Below are 15,868 nucleotides of genomic sequence, written 5' to 3'. Positions count from 1 at the left end.
GGGGCCAGTTGGCACTTTCGGCTTTCCGAAGCCGGTCTGCCTCCGACGGCAAGGTCGGATCAGGTGGCGTTCACCAGTCGCGACCACCGCCGAACCAGATAATTGTGCTCGTCCATCGTCGTGTTCCAGACGGCGATCGAGTTGGCGCGCTGGCGGTAGGATCCGCCATCGCGCACGGATCCGGCCTTGATGGTGATGGTGCCGTCCGGTCCAGGCAAATCGGCCTGCGTCGGCAGGCCTTCGTACCAGTAGGCCCATTCGTCCGGCGTCAGGAAAGCCCGAACCCGGGCCGGGATGGACATGTAGTAGCCCTGGCGGGCCATCACCGCGCCCGGCCAGCCGGACAGCCACCAGTTCAGATACTCATAGGCGATGTCGAGCATGCGCCCCGAAAGGTTGCTCGAAAGGCATAAGCCGCCATGCCAGGCGCGATAGCCTTCGCGGGGTACCGCCTCCATCACGGGCACGTTGCAATGGCGCAGGGCGGTGATGCCGGGCGACCACATGCTCTGGATCACGACCCCGCCGTCGCGCATCAGGCCGGCCGCCTCCGCCGCGGTCTTCCAGAAACCGGCGAAGAAACCGGCCTTGCGCCGCTCGATCAGAATGCCGAGCAGGGTGTCGATCTCCTCGGTCGACATGTTGCCGATGTCCTCGAAGCTCATCAACCCCAGCGACTGGGCGGCGAGGGCCGCGTCGAAGACACCGATCGCCGGCTCATCGACCAGGGCCGCCCTGCCATGCCAGTGCTCGTCGAGCAGGGCCCCCCAGGAGACGATCTGCTCGGCATCACCATTGGCGAGATCCGGCCGGAAGGCGAAGGAATCGAAATTATGGGTGGTCGGCAGCATCGAAAGCCAGCGCGAAGGTGTCGGGCCCAAGGCGCGGTTCGGCTGGACGAAGAGTTTGGTCACGGGAGCGTCCCCGAACCCGATGCGGGCGCCCGGGTCGAGCCGTCCCGTCTTGGTCAGATCGGTGATTTCGTTCCAGAGCGGGATGCGCGTGAGATCGATGGGCTGGATGGCGCGCCAATACCAGACGATATCGAGGTTGTGGAAACACTGGTCGTAGACGTCATAGCTGCCGGGCTCGGCCGCCGCCTTGTGCTGGGCGGTGATGAAGTCCTGGGTGTCGAAGACGACATTGATGCCGAGGTCGGCTTCGGCCTTGAGGCGCAGTTCCTCGAGGTGTGAAATCTCGGTTCCCAACACCCGCAGGGTCGGTCGTTCCGTACTGCGAACGGCAGGTGCGGGGAGCTTTTCTTCCAATGCATCTCCCTTCATGGGGAACTCGAACGGCGGGGCAGAGACAATGGCATTCGAAATCACTTGATCATGATCGCTGCGGCAGGGGGACCGCCAATCTGTTGAAGGCCGCCAGGGAGCGCCTGATCAAGCTGGAATCGAGGTCATCCACGATGAAAACGATGCGCGAGCGTCGGTCGTCATCGGGCCAGGCCTGCATATGCACGGGCGGGTGCACCAGATGCTGCACGCCGTGGATTGCCACCGGGGCAATCTCTCCGGCAAGGTTGAGCATGCCCTTCACCCGCAGGATACGGTCGCCATGACGGTTGAGGAGCATGGTCAGCCAGATGCCGAAGGCCGTCCAGTCGATCGGTTCATCGACCGTGACCACGAAGGAGCGGATGCGTTCGCCATGCCGCGTACGGTCGCCCGAACCATGCTCATGGCCGGGCTCGCTGGCTGTCTCGGGGGCGACCGGATCGTCGCTTTGAAAGGTCTGGCGGAACCATGCGCGGGTCGAGCGCTCGGGCTGGCCTGCAGAAGCGAGATCATCCCGATGAAACAGTGCCGGGGCATCGAAGTCACCGTCGGCGGCCCGCAGGATCGGCGCATCCGGATTGAAGCGCCGCAGCCGATCGAGGAGCCGGGCGACCGTCACCTCGTCGGCGATGTCGGTCTTGGTGAGCACGAGCCGATCGGCGATCGCGGCCTGGCGTGTCGACTCGACATGGGTCTCGAGCTGGAACCGGCCGTTCACCGCATCCACGGTCGCAATCACCGTGCCCGGCCGGAAATGATGCCGCAGGACGGGATCGGCCTTGATGGTCGACAGGATCGGGAAAGGATCGGCCAGGCCGGTGCTTTCGATCACCAGCCGATCGAAGGAGGGGATGTCGCCGCGCTCCCGCCTGGCATGGATATCGCGGATCGCCTGGGCCAGTTCGCCGCGGATCGTGCAGCACAGGCACCCGGACGGCAGCAGCACCATGGTCTCGTCAATGGGCTCGAGCAGGTGGTGGTCGAGCCCGATTTCGCCGAATTCGTTGATCAGCACGGCGGTGCGCGCCATGGCCGGATCCGACAGGAGCCGCCGCAGCAAGGTCGTCTTGCCCGAACCGAGGAAGCCGGTAAGGAGGTGGACCGGGGTGAAGGCCGGGACGTCATCGGCCATGGCGCTTCTCCATCGCTTCGATCACCGGCAGGGAGAGCGGATCGCAGTCGCGCCTGGCCAGCCTTTCGGCTGCCGGCCACAGATGGCCGAGATCGTCGATGATCTCGGTCTTGCCGGTTTTGGTCGACAGGAGGAAGGAAGCGCCCTGCCAGTCGGAGAGGCTCATGCCGAAGGGTTCCAGAACTTGGCAGGCAATGCGTACGCGGTTCATCCGCTCGCGGCGGCGATCGATCCTGTCGCCATTGCGCGTGAAGACGCCCGGCCGGGCCACGGCGTCGGCCCAGTGCTCATTGCCACCCAGAATGCCGCAGAGCGAACACATGCAGATCTTCCTCGGCGCATCGTCGTGCTCGAAAGGCTCGTCGGCCTCTCCCGAATGTATTCAAGGCCGGGCCCAGGATAGGGGGCCCGGCCTCCGCCGTCACTTCCTGCGCGGGAAGCGCCGGGCAAAATCGTCGGCCATTTCGTTCATGGTGACGAACTTGACGCCGGGATGCTTGGCCATGTGCGCATAGAGGCGCTCCAGCATCATCAGGACCTGCGGGCGGCCCGAGACGTCGGGATGGATCGTGATCGGGAAGACGGCATAGTCCATCTCGCGATAGACCCAGTCGAACTGGTCGCGCCAGAGCTGCTCGATGTCGTGTGGATTGACGAAGCCGTGGCTGTTGGGCGCCTTCTTGATGAACATCATCGGCGGCAGGTCGTCTAGATACCAGGAGGCCGGGATTTCGATGAGGTCGGTCTCATGCCCCCGCTTCAGCGGCACCATCCAGTCCTTCGGCTTGCCGGAATAATCGATCTTGGTCCAGGAATCGCCGACGCGCACATAATAGGGCGTGAAGTCGTTATGCATCAGCGAATGGTCGTATTTGATGCCGCGTTCGAGCAGCAGCTCATTGGTGACGTTGGAAAACTCCCACCAGGGCGCGACATAGCCGGTAGGGCGCTTGCCGGAAAGCTTGGTGACGAGATCGATGCATTTGTCGAGGATCTCGATCTCCTGCTCGCGCGTCATCGCGATCGGGTTTTCATGGGTGTAGCCATGGATGCCGATCTCGTGGCCGGCGTCCGCCACGGCTTGCATCTGCTCGGGAAAGGTTTCGATCGAATGGCCGGGGATGAACCAGGTCGTCTTGATGCCGAAGCGCTCGAACAGCTTCACCAGGCGGGGCGAGCCGACCTCGCCGGCGAAAAGGCCGCGCGAGATGTCGTCCGGCGAGTCCTCGCCGCCATAGGAACCGAGCCAGCCGGCGACCGCATCGACGTCGACGCCGAAGCCGCAGAGAATTTCCTTTGCCATGGGTGAGGTCTCCTCATTTCATGTTGAAATCGATGTCTTCTTGAATAGGTGGTCGGTCAGGCGGCCGGAATGACGGTTGCCTCGGCGGCATTCCACGCCAATACGACCTCTCCTCCCGGGGCGAAGAGGCCCGGAGGGTATTTCTCGACATGCGCTTCCAGGGACACCGCCCGGCCTCCCGGCAGCTCGACGGACAGATGCGAGATGTGCCCGACGACGTCGAGACGCCGGACGGTGGCGGCTATGGCATTGCCCATCCCGGTAGCGCGCGCCTCAGAGGCCGAGCGGACTTCTATGGCTTCGGCCGGGACGACGATCTTGGCGGCGCTGCCCTCCGCCAGGGCGCCGTTTGCTGTGCCGCGCAGGATACCGAGCGGGGTGTCGACCACCGCTCGCCCATCCTCGACACCGCCGACGGAGCCGTCGAGAATGGTGTTGCGGCCGATGAACTGCGCCACGAAGGGCGTGTTCGGCCGGGTGTAGAGCTGGTGCGGCGGGCTGATCTGCTCGACGCGTCCCTGGTTCATCACCACGATGCGGTCGGACAGGGCGAGGGCCTCGGACTGGGCATGCGTCACGAATACGAAGGTGACGCCCAGTCTCTTCTGCAACAGCTTCAATTCGTTCTGGATCGCCTTGCGCAGATTGGCATCGAGCGCGCCCAACGGCTCGTCCAGCAGGAGGATATCGGGCTCCACGACGAGGCCGCGCGCCAGGGCGATGCGTTGGCGCTGGCCGCCGGAGAGCTTGTCGGGACGCTTGTCGGCGACATCTTCGAGGCCGAGCGTGGCCAGGATACGGTCGACCTTCGCCTCCCGCTCGGCTTTGGCCAGTCCCTTGACCTCGAGGCCATAGCCGACATTGCGGCGGACGGTCATATGGGGAAAGAGCGCATAGTTCTGGAAGATCATCGAGGTCGGGCGCCGTTCGGGCGGCACGTCGTTGATGCGCGTTCCCTTGATCAGCATGTCGCCGGAGGAGATGGCTTCGAAGCCGGCGATCATACGCAACGTCGTCGTCTTGCCGCAGCCGGAAGGCCCCAGAAAGGCGATGAATTCCCCCTTGGCCACGGCAAGGTCGAAGCCGGCGACGGCAGGTGTGCCGTTGTCATAGACCTTGCCGACCTTGATGAGTTCGAGATCGTGGACCATCGCGTCAGGCTCCGCGGCAGTGGCTAAAGCGTTTTCCAGAAAAGCCGATAAACTTTTCGATCGAGAAAAACGTGTTAAAACAAATGGTTAGAGAAAAAGTGCGATTCAACGAAATCGTACTTTGCTCTGAAGAGGCGGGCGGGAAGGCGTGCTTTCCGCCCGGACCGTGATCAGGCGTTCAGGAACTCGTCCCATTTCTGGATGAGATGGTCGTAGGCGTCCGGCCACTGATGCCAATAGGCGACGTTGGCGGCCCGTTCCGCCAGGCTGCCTCCGTCGCGCAGGTCGCCTTCCTTGATGCCGCGCTCGGCGGCGCCGACCCAGGGCTTGCCTTCGTACCAGAAGGCATATTTCTCCGGCGCCATCTCGTTCTTGATATTGGTCGTGGGCGAGTAATAGCCCTGTTCCGAAACCGTGATGCCGGGCTTTCCGGAAAGCCAATAATCGGCGTAGGCGGCCACGGCTTCCTTGTTGGCGGAGCCGGCGATGAGCGAAGGGCCGATCGCCCAGGCGCGGTAGCCTTCCTTGGGGCGGGCATATCTGCAGGCCTTGCCCTGGGCCTTGACCGCCATCACGGCGGGCTGCCAGGCGTCGCACACCACCATCTCGCCGGAGGCGAGAAGATTGACCAGTTCGCCGAAATCGCCCCAGAGTGCACGGAACTGGCCTTCCTTCTTCTTCGAAACCAGGAATTTAGCGGCCTCGTCGATTTCGGCTTCAGACGGATTGCCCGGGTTCTTGACCGCCGACAGGCCCAGCGAGTTCATCGCCATCACGGCCTGCCCAAAGGCGATCAGCGGGTCGGTGTTGAGGCCGGACTTGCCTTTCCATTTGGGATCGAAGATCGCCGCCCAGCTGTTGGCCTCCTCGTCGGACAGAACGTCCGGATTGTAGCCGATGGAGTCGTAATTATAGACGGCCGGCACCATCCACAGCTGGCTATGGGCATCGTCCTGCCAGATCTGGCCGGTGATCTGGGCCTTGGGATCCCATTTGTCACTCGGCTTGGTGAAGGTGTCGCGGATATTGGCCCAGTTCTTGAGCGACGAGACGGCGATCGGCGCGACATTGTTGGTCATCACCACCGAGGGCAGGCGTTCAGCGATCACTTCCCAGCAATCATAGTCCTTCGAGCCCGACAGGATCTTGGTCTGAGCATCGGGGAAGGTTGCAGCGGTGCCCGACGTCGTGCCCACGCCGGAGGCGGCCTTGAATTCGGCCAGGATGCGCTCCTGCACCGTAACGGACAAGCCGATCGTGCGCAGGCTTTCGCCTGCCAGGCTGCTGCCCTGCGCCCAGGCAGCGCGGGAAGACATGAACGGCGTGCCACCGCCCAAGGCCAGGGCCATCATTCCCGCGGATCGCTTCAGCAAAGAGCGGCGCGTCATCTCGCTTCGGTCAGACATCGTTCCTTCTCCGGTTCTGGTTCATTTGCTTTTGTTTCAGTAGCGGCCCACCAGCAGGCCGCCATCGACCACCAGCGTCTGGCCCGTGAGGTAGCGAGCGCTGGAAGAGGCGAGGAAAACGATCACGTCGGCGATCTCTTCGGGCTCGCCGATACGGCCCATGGGAATGAAGGCGCCAGCTGCCTCGGCCCCTTCCGGTCCGAGCGAATGTTCCTTGGAGAGGAGCTGAGCGGTGCGGATATAGCCCGGGGCCACGCCATTGACCCGGACACCGTCGCGGGCAACCTCGACGGCGAGGCCCCGCACCAGGCCGACGACACCGGCCTTGGCCGATGAATAATGCACGTGCTCGTCCCAGCCATAGGCGACGCCCATGATCGAGGACAGCGCGACCACGGCGCCGGATTTGCGGGCGCGCATGCCGGGCAGGGCAGCCCGCGCCACGCGGAAGATGCCCTTGAGGTCGATATCGAAGGTGAGGTCCCACTTGTCGTCGTCGAGACTGGCGAGGGGAACACGATGAGCGATGCCGGCATTGGCGACGACGACGTCGATGCCGCCATGGCGGGCCTCGATATCGGCGACGAGAGCATCCGCGTCGCTGGTGGAGCGAACGTCGAGCGCCATGAACTCGGCCGAGCCGCCTTCCGCCTTGATCTCCTCGACGACGGCCTTGCCTTCCGCCTCCAGGATGTCGGTAACCACGACATGGTCGCCAAGGGCGGCGAAGGCTTTCGCGCTGGCGCGGCCGATGCCGATGCCGCTGCCGGTGATCAGGACGATGCGTGCCTTCGTCATGGTGCTGTCTTCTCCCTGTGCGCGTTCACAACATCACGTCGCCGGAATTGGGCCCGAGCGTCTGGCCGACGAAGAGGCTGGCGGCCGGGGAAGCGAGGAAGGCGACGGTCGCCGCCACTTCTTCCGGCTCGCCGAAGCGGCCGAGCGGCAGTTCCCTGGCCTTGCGGTCCTTCCAGTCATCCGAGAGAGCCTTCACCAGCGGCGTGTTGATCGGTCCCGGCGCGACGGCGTTGACCCTAATGCCGCGGCTCGACACCTCGCGGGCAAGCGATTTGGTCATGCCGATCACCGCGGCCTTGGCTCCGGAGTAATGGGCGAGTTCGATCCCGCCGATCTGGCCGAGCTGGGATGCGACATTGATGATGATGCCTGATCCCGCTTTCAGCATCGCCGGCAACACGGCCCGTATCATCAGGTAGGTGCCGCGCACATGCACGGCGAACATGCGATCGAAATCGCCGGGTTCGAGATGTTCGAACAGGCATTGATGGACATGGCCGGCATTGTTGACGAGTAGGTCCACCGGGCCGAGATGCGTTCTGGCCGCGGCGGCGATGGCTGCGACATCTGCTTCGCGGGAGACATCGCCGGCTGCGGCGACCGCCTTGCCCCCTCCAGCCTGGATGGCGTCCGCGAGGGCTTGCGCCCGCTCCAGTGCCAGATCATTGACGAGCACGCCATAGCCGTCCGCCGCAAGCCGTTCGGCGATGGCCTTGCCAATACCCGAGCCGGCTCCGGTGACGATGGCTGTTTTCGGGCCGGGCATCATGCCTCCTCCTGGATGGCGACGCGCCTGCCGCGACGGACCGACAGGCCCATCAGGATTGCGTAGACCGCGAGTAGGGCGAACGAGAACAGGGTGGTCAGAACGCCGAACGCGAAGACATTGGGATGGATCTCGACAGAGAACGTGCCGTAGATCGCCAGCGGCAGAGTGAGGTCGCGCCCCGAGGCGAAGAGCGTGCGTGAGAACTCGTCATAGGAAAGGGTGAAGGCGAACAGCATCGCCGACAGGACGCCCGGAAAGATCAGCGGGAATGTCACTTTCCGGAATGTGCGGATCGGCGAGACGCCCAGGGACCAGGAGGCCTCCTCGACGCTTTGGTCGAAGCGGTTGAAGATCGCCAGCATGACGAGGAAGGCGAAGGGATAGGTATAGACGACGTGGAGAACGAAGGCCGTGCCCCACCAGTGCCGGTCGATGCCGAGGACATTGGCCACCAGTGCCATGCCGAGGCCCACCAAGACGCCCGGCACCATCATGCCGAGGACGATCAGATAGAAAGCGATGCCCGAGCCCCGGAATTTCTTGCGGAAGGCCTGCGCGGACGTCACGCCCAGGACGGTCGAGACCACCATCGTCATGATAGCGAGGATGATCGAGCGCCCCAGGCTCTCTTCGATCGGCAGCGGGGCGATGCGCGAGGGAGGCGTCAGGCCGAAGAGATGCTGGTACCAGTAGGTCGACCATTCGATGATCGGGAATTGCGGCCCGCCTTCCGGCCCGGTCTGGAAGGACAGGATCGCCAGCACGACGAAGGGGCCGTAGAGAAACAGGAGGAACAGGGCCGTGTAGACGGCCAGGACCGGTTTGACGCCGCGTGCCTGCATGGCTCAGAGCTCCTTCCTGAGATCGACGACGCGCAGCAGGGCGGCGACCACCGCCCCCATGACGATCGTCAGGACGACGCCGACCACCGCGGCGAAGGCCCATTTGAGCGAGCCGACCTGGGTGACGATGATGTTGCCGAGCAGGTTGACCTTGCGTCCGGACAAGGCGGCGGAGGTGGCGAATTCGCCCAGCACCATCACCGAAACGAAGATCGAGCCGACGACCACGCCGGGCATCGACAGGGGCAGGATGATGGTGCGGAAGATACGCCAGAAGCCGGCGCCGAGATCCCGCGCCGCCTCGATGACGTTCGGGTCGATCCGGCCGAGCATGAAGGCGATCGGGCCGACCATGAAGACGCAGTAGATCTGCGTCATGCCGATCACAACCGAGAGGTCGGAGAAGAGCAGAGCCTCGATCGGCTGGGTGATGATGCCGGCCTTGAGCAGGATCAGGTTGATGGCGCCTTCCTTGCCCAGCATCGGGCGCCAGGCAAGGACGCGGATCAGGAACGAGGTCCAGAACGGGATGACGCACAGCACCAGGAGCGTGGTCTGCAGCGCTTTGTTGCGCACGAAGAGGCCCACGAAAAGGGCCGTGGGATAGCCGACCACGAGGGTCGCGGCCAGCACCGTCAGCCAGATGCGGATCGTGGTCCAGAGGGCCTGGAGATAGGTATCGCTCGTGAAGAAGCTGACCCAGCTCCTAGTGGTGAGAATGGGCTCGATCTTGAATGTGGTCTGCGTCCAGAACGAGACATAGACCATCATCAGGATGGGGACGAGCAGGAAGAGCACCATCCATGCCACGCCCGGGGCCAGCAGCCATAGTGTCTTGTTGCGGGACCTGGACGGCGATGCAGCCTGCGGCGCCGCCGCTTCGCTGCCGGGAGGCGTCGTCATCCAGTCGGTCTCCGTTCCGGGGCGGGGGTCAGCAAGAGACATGGCCGGTGCTCACGCAAAGAGGAGCGCAAGGTCGCGCTTCCAGACGAGGCCGTAGCGTTCCTGCGGCGCGTACGCGGCGGGAGGGCGATGGCTGAGATGTGTCTCCACCTCCACCACCTGGCCGCTATCGAGTGCGAAGAAGGAATTCACCGCCGCGCCGCTATATTCGCTGGCGATGAAGGCGCCTTCGACGCCCACTTCGTCCGTCGCCAGGGCCGAAGAGAGCGGGCGCACCTGAATGCGGTCATAGCGGACGGCGTAGGCGGTTTTTCCGCCGGTGAGGCGTGGGCTTCCGGCAGTCGGGAACCTGCCCGCCGGTCCGACAAAGTCCGCGCCCGAGAGCGTTCCCTCGAACAGATTGTAGCAGTTGAGGAAGCGCGCGACGGAAGGCGCGGCAGGGCGGTTATAGATGGTGTCGGCATCCGCCGACTGGGCGATGCGGCCCCGGTCGAGCACCAGCACGATATCGCCCATGGCCAGTGCTTCGGATTCACTGCCGGTGACATGAAGGAAGGTGACGCCGAGGCGTTCGCGAATGCTCCTGAGCTCCGCCCGCATCCGGGCCCGCAGATTGGCATCGAGCGCTCCGAGCGGTTCGTCGAGCAGCACGAGGCGCGGTTCGGTTACGAGTGTGCGAGCCAGCGCTACGCGTTGACGCTGGCCACCCGAGATCTGGGCGACGCCGCGGTCCTCCAGGCCGGCCAGACCGACCAGCTCGATCATTTCGCCGACCCTGCGGCGAATGGCGGCGCGATCCGTCAGCGCGCCGACTTCACGGTTTTCAAGGCCATAGGCGATGTTCCTGGCAACGGAGAGATGGGGGAACAGGGCAAAGTTCTGGAAGACGAAGCCGATGCCGCGCCGATGCGCCTGGACATTGTCGATGGGACGGCCGCCGAGCGCGACGCTACCTTGGTCGGGATCTTCAAATCCCGCGATCACGCGCAGAAGCGTGGTCTTGCCCGAACCGCTGGGCCCGAGAAGCGAGACATAGGCATTGTCGGGGATCGTGAGATCGATACCGTCCAGCGCATGCAGGTCGCCATAGGACTTCCTGATGCCGGATAAACGAAGCACATCTGCCAAACGAGCCTCCCGGGTCGTATTAGGCCACGCAGGCGCCGAGCTATTCCTAGGAATAGCGTGATTCACCAGTGACTTAATTTGATGTGATAAATATCGAGCGGCCGCAATACGGTCGCGTCCGATCAAATATCGATCAACTTGCTTGATTCAGTTCGCCTCTGCATTGCTTCTGCGGCAATGAGTGCTTGGATCTTAGTTCAATCGATTTTTGTATGCAACAATCTTTTTTGTGCATCGCCCGCCCAAAATCTGAGCGGTCTCGCATTTTGGGTCCCCGACGGGGAGGTGGCGAGGTCTGCGCCAATTTTGTTGGAAACTGGCCATATTCAACGAGGTTTCTTGCGCTTTTCGATGATGCGTGATCGTTCGGCGGGAATGGCGGAGGCTAAGGGCAGGACCGGGAGGCGGAAGAAATTGCGGCTTGGTGGTGTAGATCAGGCGGGAAATTTCGCTGAAAATGAATTCTCCGCAGCGGAAATTGAATTATGGTATGCAAAAATCATTTATCCGAGTGCGAGGACACACGGTGCCAAACGCGGTAGACACGCAGTTCAGGCGGCGGTCAGCGATGACGCCCGCAAGGAGGTCCGTTTACGGCATGCCATTGTCCAAGCCTCGCCAGACCGCCCAGCGGCGCTACGAAATTGTCGAAGACGTCTTGCGTGCCAATATCGCCGACGGGCTGCTGCCGCGGGGGCTGGTCTTGCTCGAGGGGCCTATCGCCGAGATCTTTCAGACATCGCGTGCCCCGGTGCAAAAGGCCCTGCTCCGCCTAGAGGCCGAACAGCTCATCCACCGTTTCGATGGGCGCGGTTATCTCGTCGGGGCACCGGGACGGCGCGTCGCGCCCTTGCGCACCGATATCAAGACGCTGGGTCTGATGGTGCCCGAGGCAATCGACGAAGCGCTGCAGAGCAGGTCGACCTGGGAACGCATTTACGATTCCATCGAGGCCGATGTCGCTGCCTGCGTCGTATTCGGACAATACCGCATCATCGAGACCGAGCTGGCGGATCACTTCCATGTCAGCCGCACCGTGGTGCGGGACGTGCTCGGACGCCTGCAGGAAAGGGGACTGGTGCATAAGAACCAGAGTTCCCACTGGATCGCCGGACCACTCACCGCAAAATCTATCAAGGATCGCTTTGCCCTGCGGCGCATCCTCGAGCCTCCTGCCTTGGTGTCGGCCGCTCCTCGCATCGATCGGGCACGATTGACGGCCCTGCTTGAGAGCCTGTCCGAGGCCGAAAGAACCGTATCGGATGCCGATCTGGTCGAGGGGGAGGGGCTGGAGACAAAACTCGTCGAAACCTGCGTGATGGCCACCCCGAACGAAAGGCTGCGCGACCTGATAAGGGACAATCTGCTGCCGGTCGTGGCTTCGGAGCGGCTGCTGCGCCAATTCGGCCTGCCGCGCGACCGTATCGCCATTTCCGAATATCGCCTGATCGTCGAATTGCTGATGCGCGGGGCGATCGATGCCGCGGCTGCGATGTTCGACGCTCATCTGGAAGAAGCGAAAAACCGGAACATCGCGCAGATGAAGATCGTGGCGGTGATCCCGGCACCGCAGTCGATCGCGTCGTATTTGACCAGGATCGCAGAGTAAGTGTCTCCTCGGCTGCCCGCCGACTTCTCCAAACGCGCGGAAATCGAGGCTAAGCAACCAAGCTTTATCGGCGAGGGGTGAGCGGTGCCCTCCGGGAAAGGACGGTCCTTGCCCGTTGGCTCACCATAGCGATGCCGCCGGTTGGGGCGATAACGGATTTAGGCGATTAATTCGCCATTTGCGGATCATTGCGACCATATTCCAACTGAAGCGCGACAAGATCTGCCGTGGCATTGCCATAGCGGCTCGCGATTGCGGTCAAAGCCTCATCGAGAGCTTGCGTCGGCCTTGTGCGAGGAAGAGACAATTGGGGATACTTGTTCGCGGGAGCCGCGTCTGGCAACAAGATGAGGCCATGACGTGATCGGATGAGGCCCTTGGATGGACCGATTATCGCCTGAGAGCGATAAGTCCTCGACCACGCATCGGCGGTGAGAGCCAGCGCAATTTCATCAAAGTCGTTCGTTGCCGGAATGGACAGCATTTCATGCCGCCAGGGCGAAAGTGCGTTTTTGGTGACCGTCCACACGTGTCCTGCCGTGAGGCGGAATCGGCTTGTGTCGTGCGTTGGTTTCCAGGCGTGGCCTCCGATCGTGGCCGCTGCACTTTCGGCCCTGGCACGTCCGGCCAGCGCTTCGATCAGTGCAAGGCTTGCCGGAATGGAGGCGCTCACACCAGTGGTGGTCATGACATTGCGGTCGACGACATAGCGCCTGTCTCGAACCCATACTATCCGGGGAAATGTCCGCGCGATCTTGGCCAACGCGTACCAGTGGGTCGTTGCCGCCCGGCCGTCGAGAACGCCGGCCCGAGCGGCAACCCATGCGCCTTCGCAGATGGAGGCGATGAAGGCGTGCCTGTGTGCTTGCTCGCGCACCCAGTTGATGACGCTTTCGTTCTTGTCGTCATGCAGCGCCGGCACGATCACAATATCCGCGCCGTCGGGGTGAATCGCATCGAATGCACGCATGGTCATGTCCGGTTGGATTGTGAGTGCGGGCATCAGGGTGACTGGACCGGGATGCGTCGAAACGATGACGACATCAGCGACATCGGCTTCCTTCAGCACGCCATAGGGAACCATGAGATCGGTCGTTTCGGTGCCGGCATTGTCGGCCACGATCGCGATGAGCGGGCGAGGGCGCCCGGGCTTGGCAGGCGGCAATCGAAAAGCGCCCATTTCGGCAGCCGGTGTTTTGTCGGCATGAAATGAGATCGGCACAACCATGAAGAGGAAGAAAAGGGCTTTAAGAAGAAGGCGGTGCATCAGGCTATCTCGGGTTGAAGCAGGCACCGCCAAAGTAGGTGCTGAAACACCCTGGCGAAAACGTCAAAACTATCGCATTTTACGCCAATGCAGGATCGATCTCGAAAACCAAGGCTCATCGCCGTGATTGGCTATGACGGCGTACAGGCCCTAGATGTGGTCGGGCCGATGGAGGTTTTCGCGATGGCGAACCTCTATAAGGCCAGGCATGTGGCGCCTTACGAACTCGTTCTCTCGTCGCCGGCAGGCGGATCGATGACTTGCAGTTCGGCCGGAGGGATTTGCCTCGGCAATGCCGTCGCACTCGACGATCTGCCGGATGACATCGATACGATCATCGTTGCCGGAGGCAGCGAAGACGGATTGCGAAAAGTCATCTTCCAGACCGGGCTGATCGAGTGGTTGAGGGCGCGCGCCGGCCGAACCCGCAGGCTTGCCAGCGTGTGCACGGGCGCTTTCGTTCTCGCTGCAGGGGGCTTCCTCGATGGCAGGCGCGCGACGACGCACTGGAACTCGGTGGCTCTCCTCAAGCAATTACGCCCGCAGGTCGATGTCGAGTCAGACGCGATCTTTGTGGCCGAACCGCCTATATATACCTCGGCCGGCATCACGGCCGGAATCGACTTGTGCCTCGCATTGGTGGAGGCCGATTGCGGTGCGCAGACGGCCCTGTCCGTATCCCGGCAAATGGTACTTTTCATGCGCAGGCCGGGAGGCCAGTCCCAGTTCAGTTCGGGGTTGGCAACCCAGGCCATGGCAACGCCGCGCCTGCGCAACCTGGTCAACGAAATCATAGAAGACCCCATCGGCGATCTGTCGGGACCTGCTCTTGCGATACGTGCGGGTATGAGTGAGCGAACCTTTTCGCGATCGTTCCATAAGGAGACAGGCACGACACCTGCCCAATTTGTCGAGGTTGCCCGGATCGAACGCGCAAAGACGCTGCTGGAGACGTCGGACTGGCCCTTGGCTCGTGTTGCCGAACGCGCGGGTTTTGGAAGCCTCCACGCGTTGCATAGGGCATTCCAGAAGCGGCTCGGCATTACGCCGGGTTTCTATCGTGATCGCTTCAGAACGGGGTAAGGCAGTATTATTCGGACCTCGGTGTTCTTCCATCGCCGTGGAAGTTCGCTCGCAGGCTCGCCGATGTGCGCTCGCCTGAAAATTTGCAGCGCGATCTTATTTCGGGAATTGCCAGCGCTGGCCGGTCGCCGGATCGAACAGGCTAATCCCCGCGAGATCGACGGAGAGCGAAATCTGTTCGCCGAGGGTTGGGCTTTCCCGCGCTCCGAGCCGGGCTGTCAGCTTTTTGCCTCCGACGTCCACGATCACCATCGTGTCCGGTCCGGTCGGTTCGACGACGTCGACCCTGCCCTTCAGTGTGGCGCCGGGGACGGAACCCGATGTCAGCGCCTCCGGCCGGATGCCGACAATGACCGATTTGCCGTCGAAACCGGTCTTCTCGGCATCTGCGACGAGGATATCCAGAACCTGGCCGTCGCACAGCCTGATCGTGGCCCTGCCGTTCTCGAGTGCGATCGTGGCCTCGACGAAGTTCATCGAGGGCGAACCGATGAAACCAGCGACGAACATGTTCGCGGGCCGGTCATAGATCGTCCGCGGGTCGGCGAGCTGCTGGATGACGCCGTCCTTCATGACCGCGACCAGCGTGCCCAGAGTCATCGCCTCGACCTGGTCATGCGTAACATAGACGATTGTGGTGCCGAGCGTATTGTGGAGCCGCTTGATCTCGGTGCGCATCTCGACCCGCAATTGAGCGTCCAGGTTGGATAGCGGCTCGTCGAACAGGAATAATTCCGGGTTTCGCACGATGGCGCGCCCCATTGCCACGCGCTGGCGCTGGCCGCCGGAAAGCTGGCCGGGCTTGCGGTCGAGCAGATGCTTGACCTGCAGCAGGCTGGCCGCCTTGTCGATCGCCGCATTCCGCTCGGCTTGGCCGACGCCGCGCATTTCCAGGCCGAAGCCGATGTTGCGGCCGACCGACATGGTCGGGTAGAGCGCATAGGACTGGAAAACCATGGCGATGTTACGGTCCTTGGGGTAGACGTCATTCATCCGTCTGCCGCCGATGACGACATCGCCGCCGGAGGCCGGCTCCAGCCCGGCGATGATCGAAAGCAGCGTGGATTTGCCGCAACCGGAAGGCCCGAGCAACACCAGAAAGCCGCCATCGTCCAGCTCGATGTCGATGTTGTGCAGGACATCGACGCTGCCGAAACTCTTGCGGACGCCTTGAAGCGACAGGTTTGCCAT

15 protein-coding genes are annotated in these 15,868 nt (G+C 62.8%); 2 read left to right on the top strand and 13 right to left on the bottom strand.

Annotation, left to right across the window (positions count from 1 at the left end):
• Positions 1–59: 59 nt before the first annotated feature.
• From J8I29_RS26075 to J8I29_RS26025, 11 genes are all read right to left on the bottom strand, one after another.
• Positions 60–1,283 carry an extracellular solute-binding protein gene (locus J8I29_RS26075; protein ID WP_209433885.1) on the bottom strand — a complete coding sequence of 408 codons (1,224 nt, stop codon included), beginning with the start codon at positions 1,281–1,283 and terminating at the stop codon, positions 60–62.
• A gap of 49 nt (positions 1,284–1,332) precedes the next feature.
• Positions 1,333–2,418, bottom strand: coding sequence for a GTP-binding protein (locus J8I29_RS26070; RefSeq protein WP_209433884.1), 1,086 nt, complete (start codon positions 2,416–2,418; stop codon positions 1,333–1,335).
• The gene (locus tag J8I29_RS26065; protein WP_105865658.1) at positions 2,408–2,740 is read right to left on the bottom strand and encodes a hypothetical protein; all 333 of its coding nucleotides are present in this window, start codon (positions 2,738–2,740) and stop codon (positions 2,408–2,410) included. The genes J8I29_RS26070 and J8I29_RS26065 overlap by 11 nt, the downstream gene beginning before the upstream one ends.
• Before the next feature lie 99 nt (positions 2,741–2,839).
• Complete coding sequence (locus tag J8I29_RS26060) at positions 2,840–3,721, bottom strand: polysaccharide deacetylase (protein WP_209433883.1); 882 nt, start codon at positions 3,719–3,721, stop codon at positions 2,840–2,842.
• Between the two features lie 56 nt (positions 3,722–3,777).
• On the bottom strand, positions 3,778–4,872 hold the full coding sequence (locus J8I29_RS26055) for an ABC transporter ATP-binding protein (RefSeq protein ID WP_209433882.1): 1,095 nt from the start codon (positions 4,870–4,872) through the stop codon (positions 3,778–3,780).
• Positions 4,873–5,042: 170 nt separating this feature from the next.
• Positions 5,043–6,278: an extracellular solute-binding protein gene (locus tag J8I29_RS26050; RefSeq protein WP_105865592.1), complete on the bottom strand. Its 1,236-nt coding sequence runs from the start codon at positions 6,276–6,278 to the stop codon at positions 5,043–5,045.
• A gap of 36 nt (positions 6,279–6,314) precedes the next feature.
• Positions 6,315–7,076, bottom strand: a complete 762-nt coding sequence (locus J8I29_RS26045) for an SDR family NAD(P)-dependent oxidoreductase (RefSeq protein WP_105865593.1) — start codon at positions 7,074–7,076, stop codon at positions 6,315–6,317.
• Between the two features lie 25 nt (positions 7,077–7,101).
• A complete protein-coding gene (locus J8I29_RS26040; protein ID WP_209433881.1) occupies positions 7,102–7,842 on the bottom strand; it encodes an SDR family NAD(P)-dependent oxidoreductase in 741 nt (246 codons plus the stop codon).
• Complete coding sequence (locus tag J8I29_RS26035) at positions 7,842–8,687, bottom strand: ABC transporter permease (protein ID WP_209433880.1); 846 nt, start codon at positions 8,685–8,687, stop codon at positions 7,842–7,844. The genes J8I29_RS26040 and J8I29_RS26035 overlap by 1 nt, the downstream gene beginning before the upstream one ends.
• Positions 8,688–8,690: 3 nt before the next feature.
• The gene (locus J8I29_RS26030) at positions 8,691–9,590 is read right to left on the bottom strand and encodes an ABC transporter permease (RefSeq protein WP_209433879.1); all 900 of its coding nucleotides are present in this window, start codon (positions 9,588–9,590) and stop codon (positions 8,691–8,693) included.
• 51 nt (positions 9,591–9,641) lie between these two features.
• Positions 9,642–10,718: an ABC transporter ATP-binding protein gene (locus J8I29_RS26025; protein WP_209433878.1), complete on the bottom strand. Its 1,077-nt coding sequence runs from the start codon at positions 10,716–10,718 to the stop codon at positions 9,642–9,644.
• A 598-nt stretch (positions 10,719–11,316) separates the two neighbouring features.
• Here J8I29_RS26025 and J8I29_RS26020 point away from each other — a divergent pair.
• Positions 11,317–12,327 (top strand): GntR family transcriptional regulator, encoded by a 1,011-nt coding sequence (locus J8I29_RS26020; protein ID WP_105865597.1) that lies wholly within the window; start codon positions 11,317–11,319, stop codon positions 12,325–12,327.
• 166 nt (positions 12,328–12,493) lie between these two features.
• Here the strand turns inward: J8I29_RS26020 and J8I29_RS26015 are convergent, their stop codons facing one another.
• The gene (locus J8I29_RS26015; RefSeq protein ID WP_209433877.1) at positions 12,494–13,594 is read right to left on the bottom strand and encodes a DJ-1/PfpI family protein; all 1,101 of its coding nucleotides are present in this window, start codon (positions 13,592–13,594) and stop codon (positions 12,494–12,496) included.
• A gap of 87 nt (positions 13,595–13,681) precedes the next feature.
• Here J8I29_RS26015 and J8I29_RS26010 point away from each other — a divergent pair, with 87 nt between their 5' ends.
• Positions 13,682–14,677, top strand: a complete 996-nt coding sequence (locus J8I29_RS26010) for a helix-turn-helix domain-containing protein (RefSeq protein ID WP_245197381.1) — start codon at positions 13,682–13,684, stop codon at positions 14,675–14,677.
• A gap of 96 nt (positions 14,678–14,773) precedes the next feature.
• Here J8I29_RS26010 and J8I29_RS26005 read toward each other — a convergent pair whose 3' ends face one another.
• Entirely contained in the window at positions 14,774–15,868 is a 1,095-nt protein-coding gene (locus J8I29_RS26005) for an ABC transporter ATP-binding protein (RefSeq protein WP_209433876.1), read from the bottom strand.

The organism is Labrys sp. LIt4, assembly GCF_017813775.1.
Classification (GTDB): Bacteria; Pseudomonadota; Alphaproteobacteria; order Rhizobiales; family Labraceae; genus Labrys; species Labrys okinawensis_A.
This window is presented reverse-complemented; position numbering and strand designations above follow the sequence as displayed.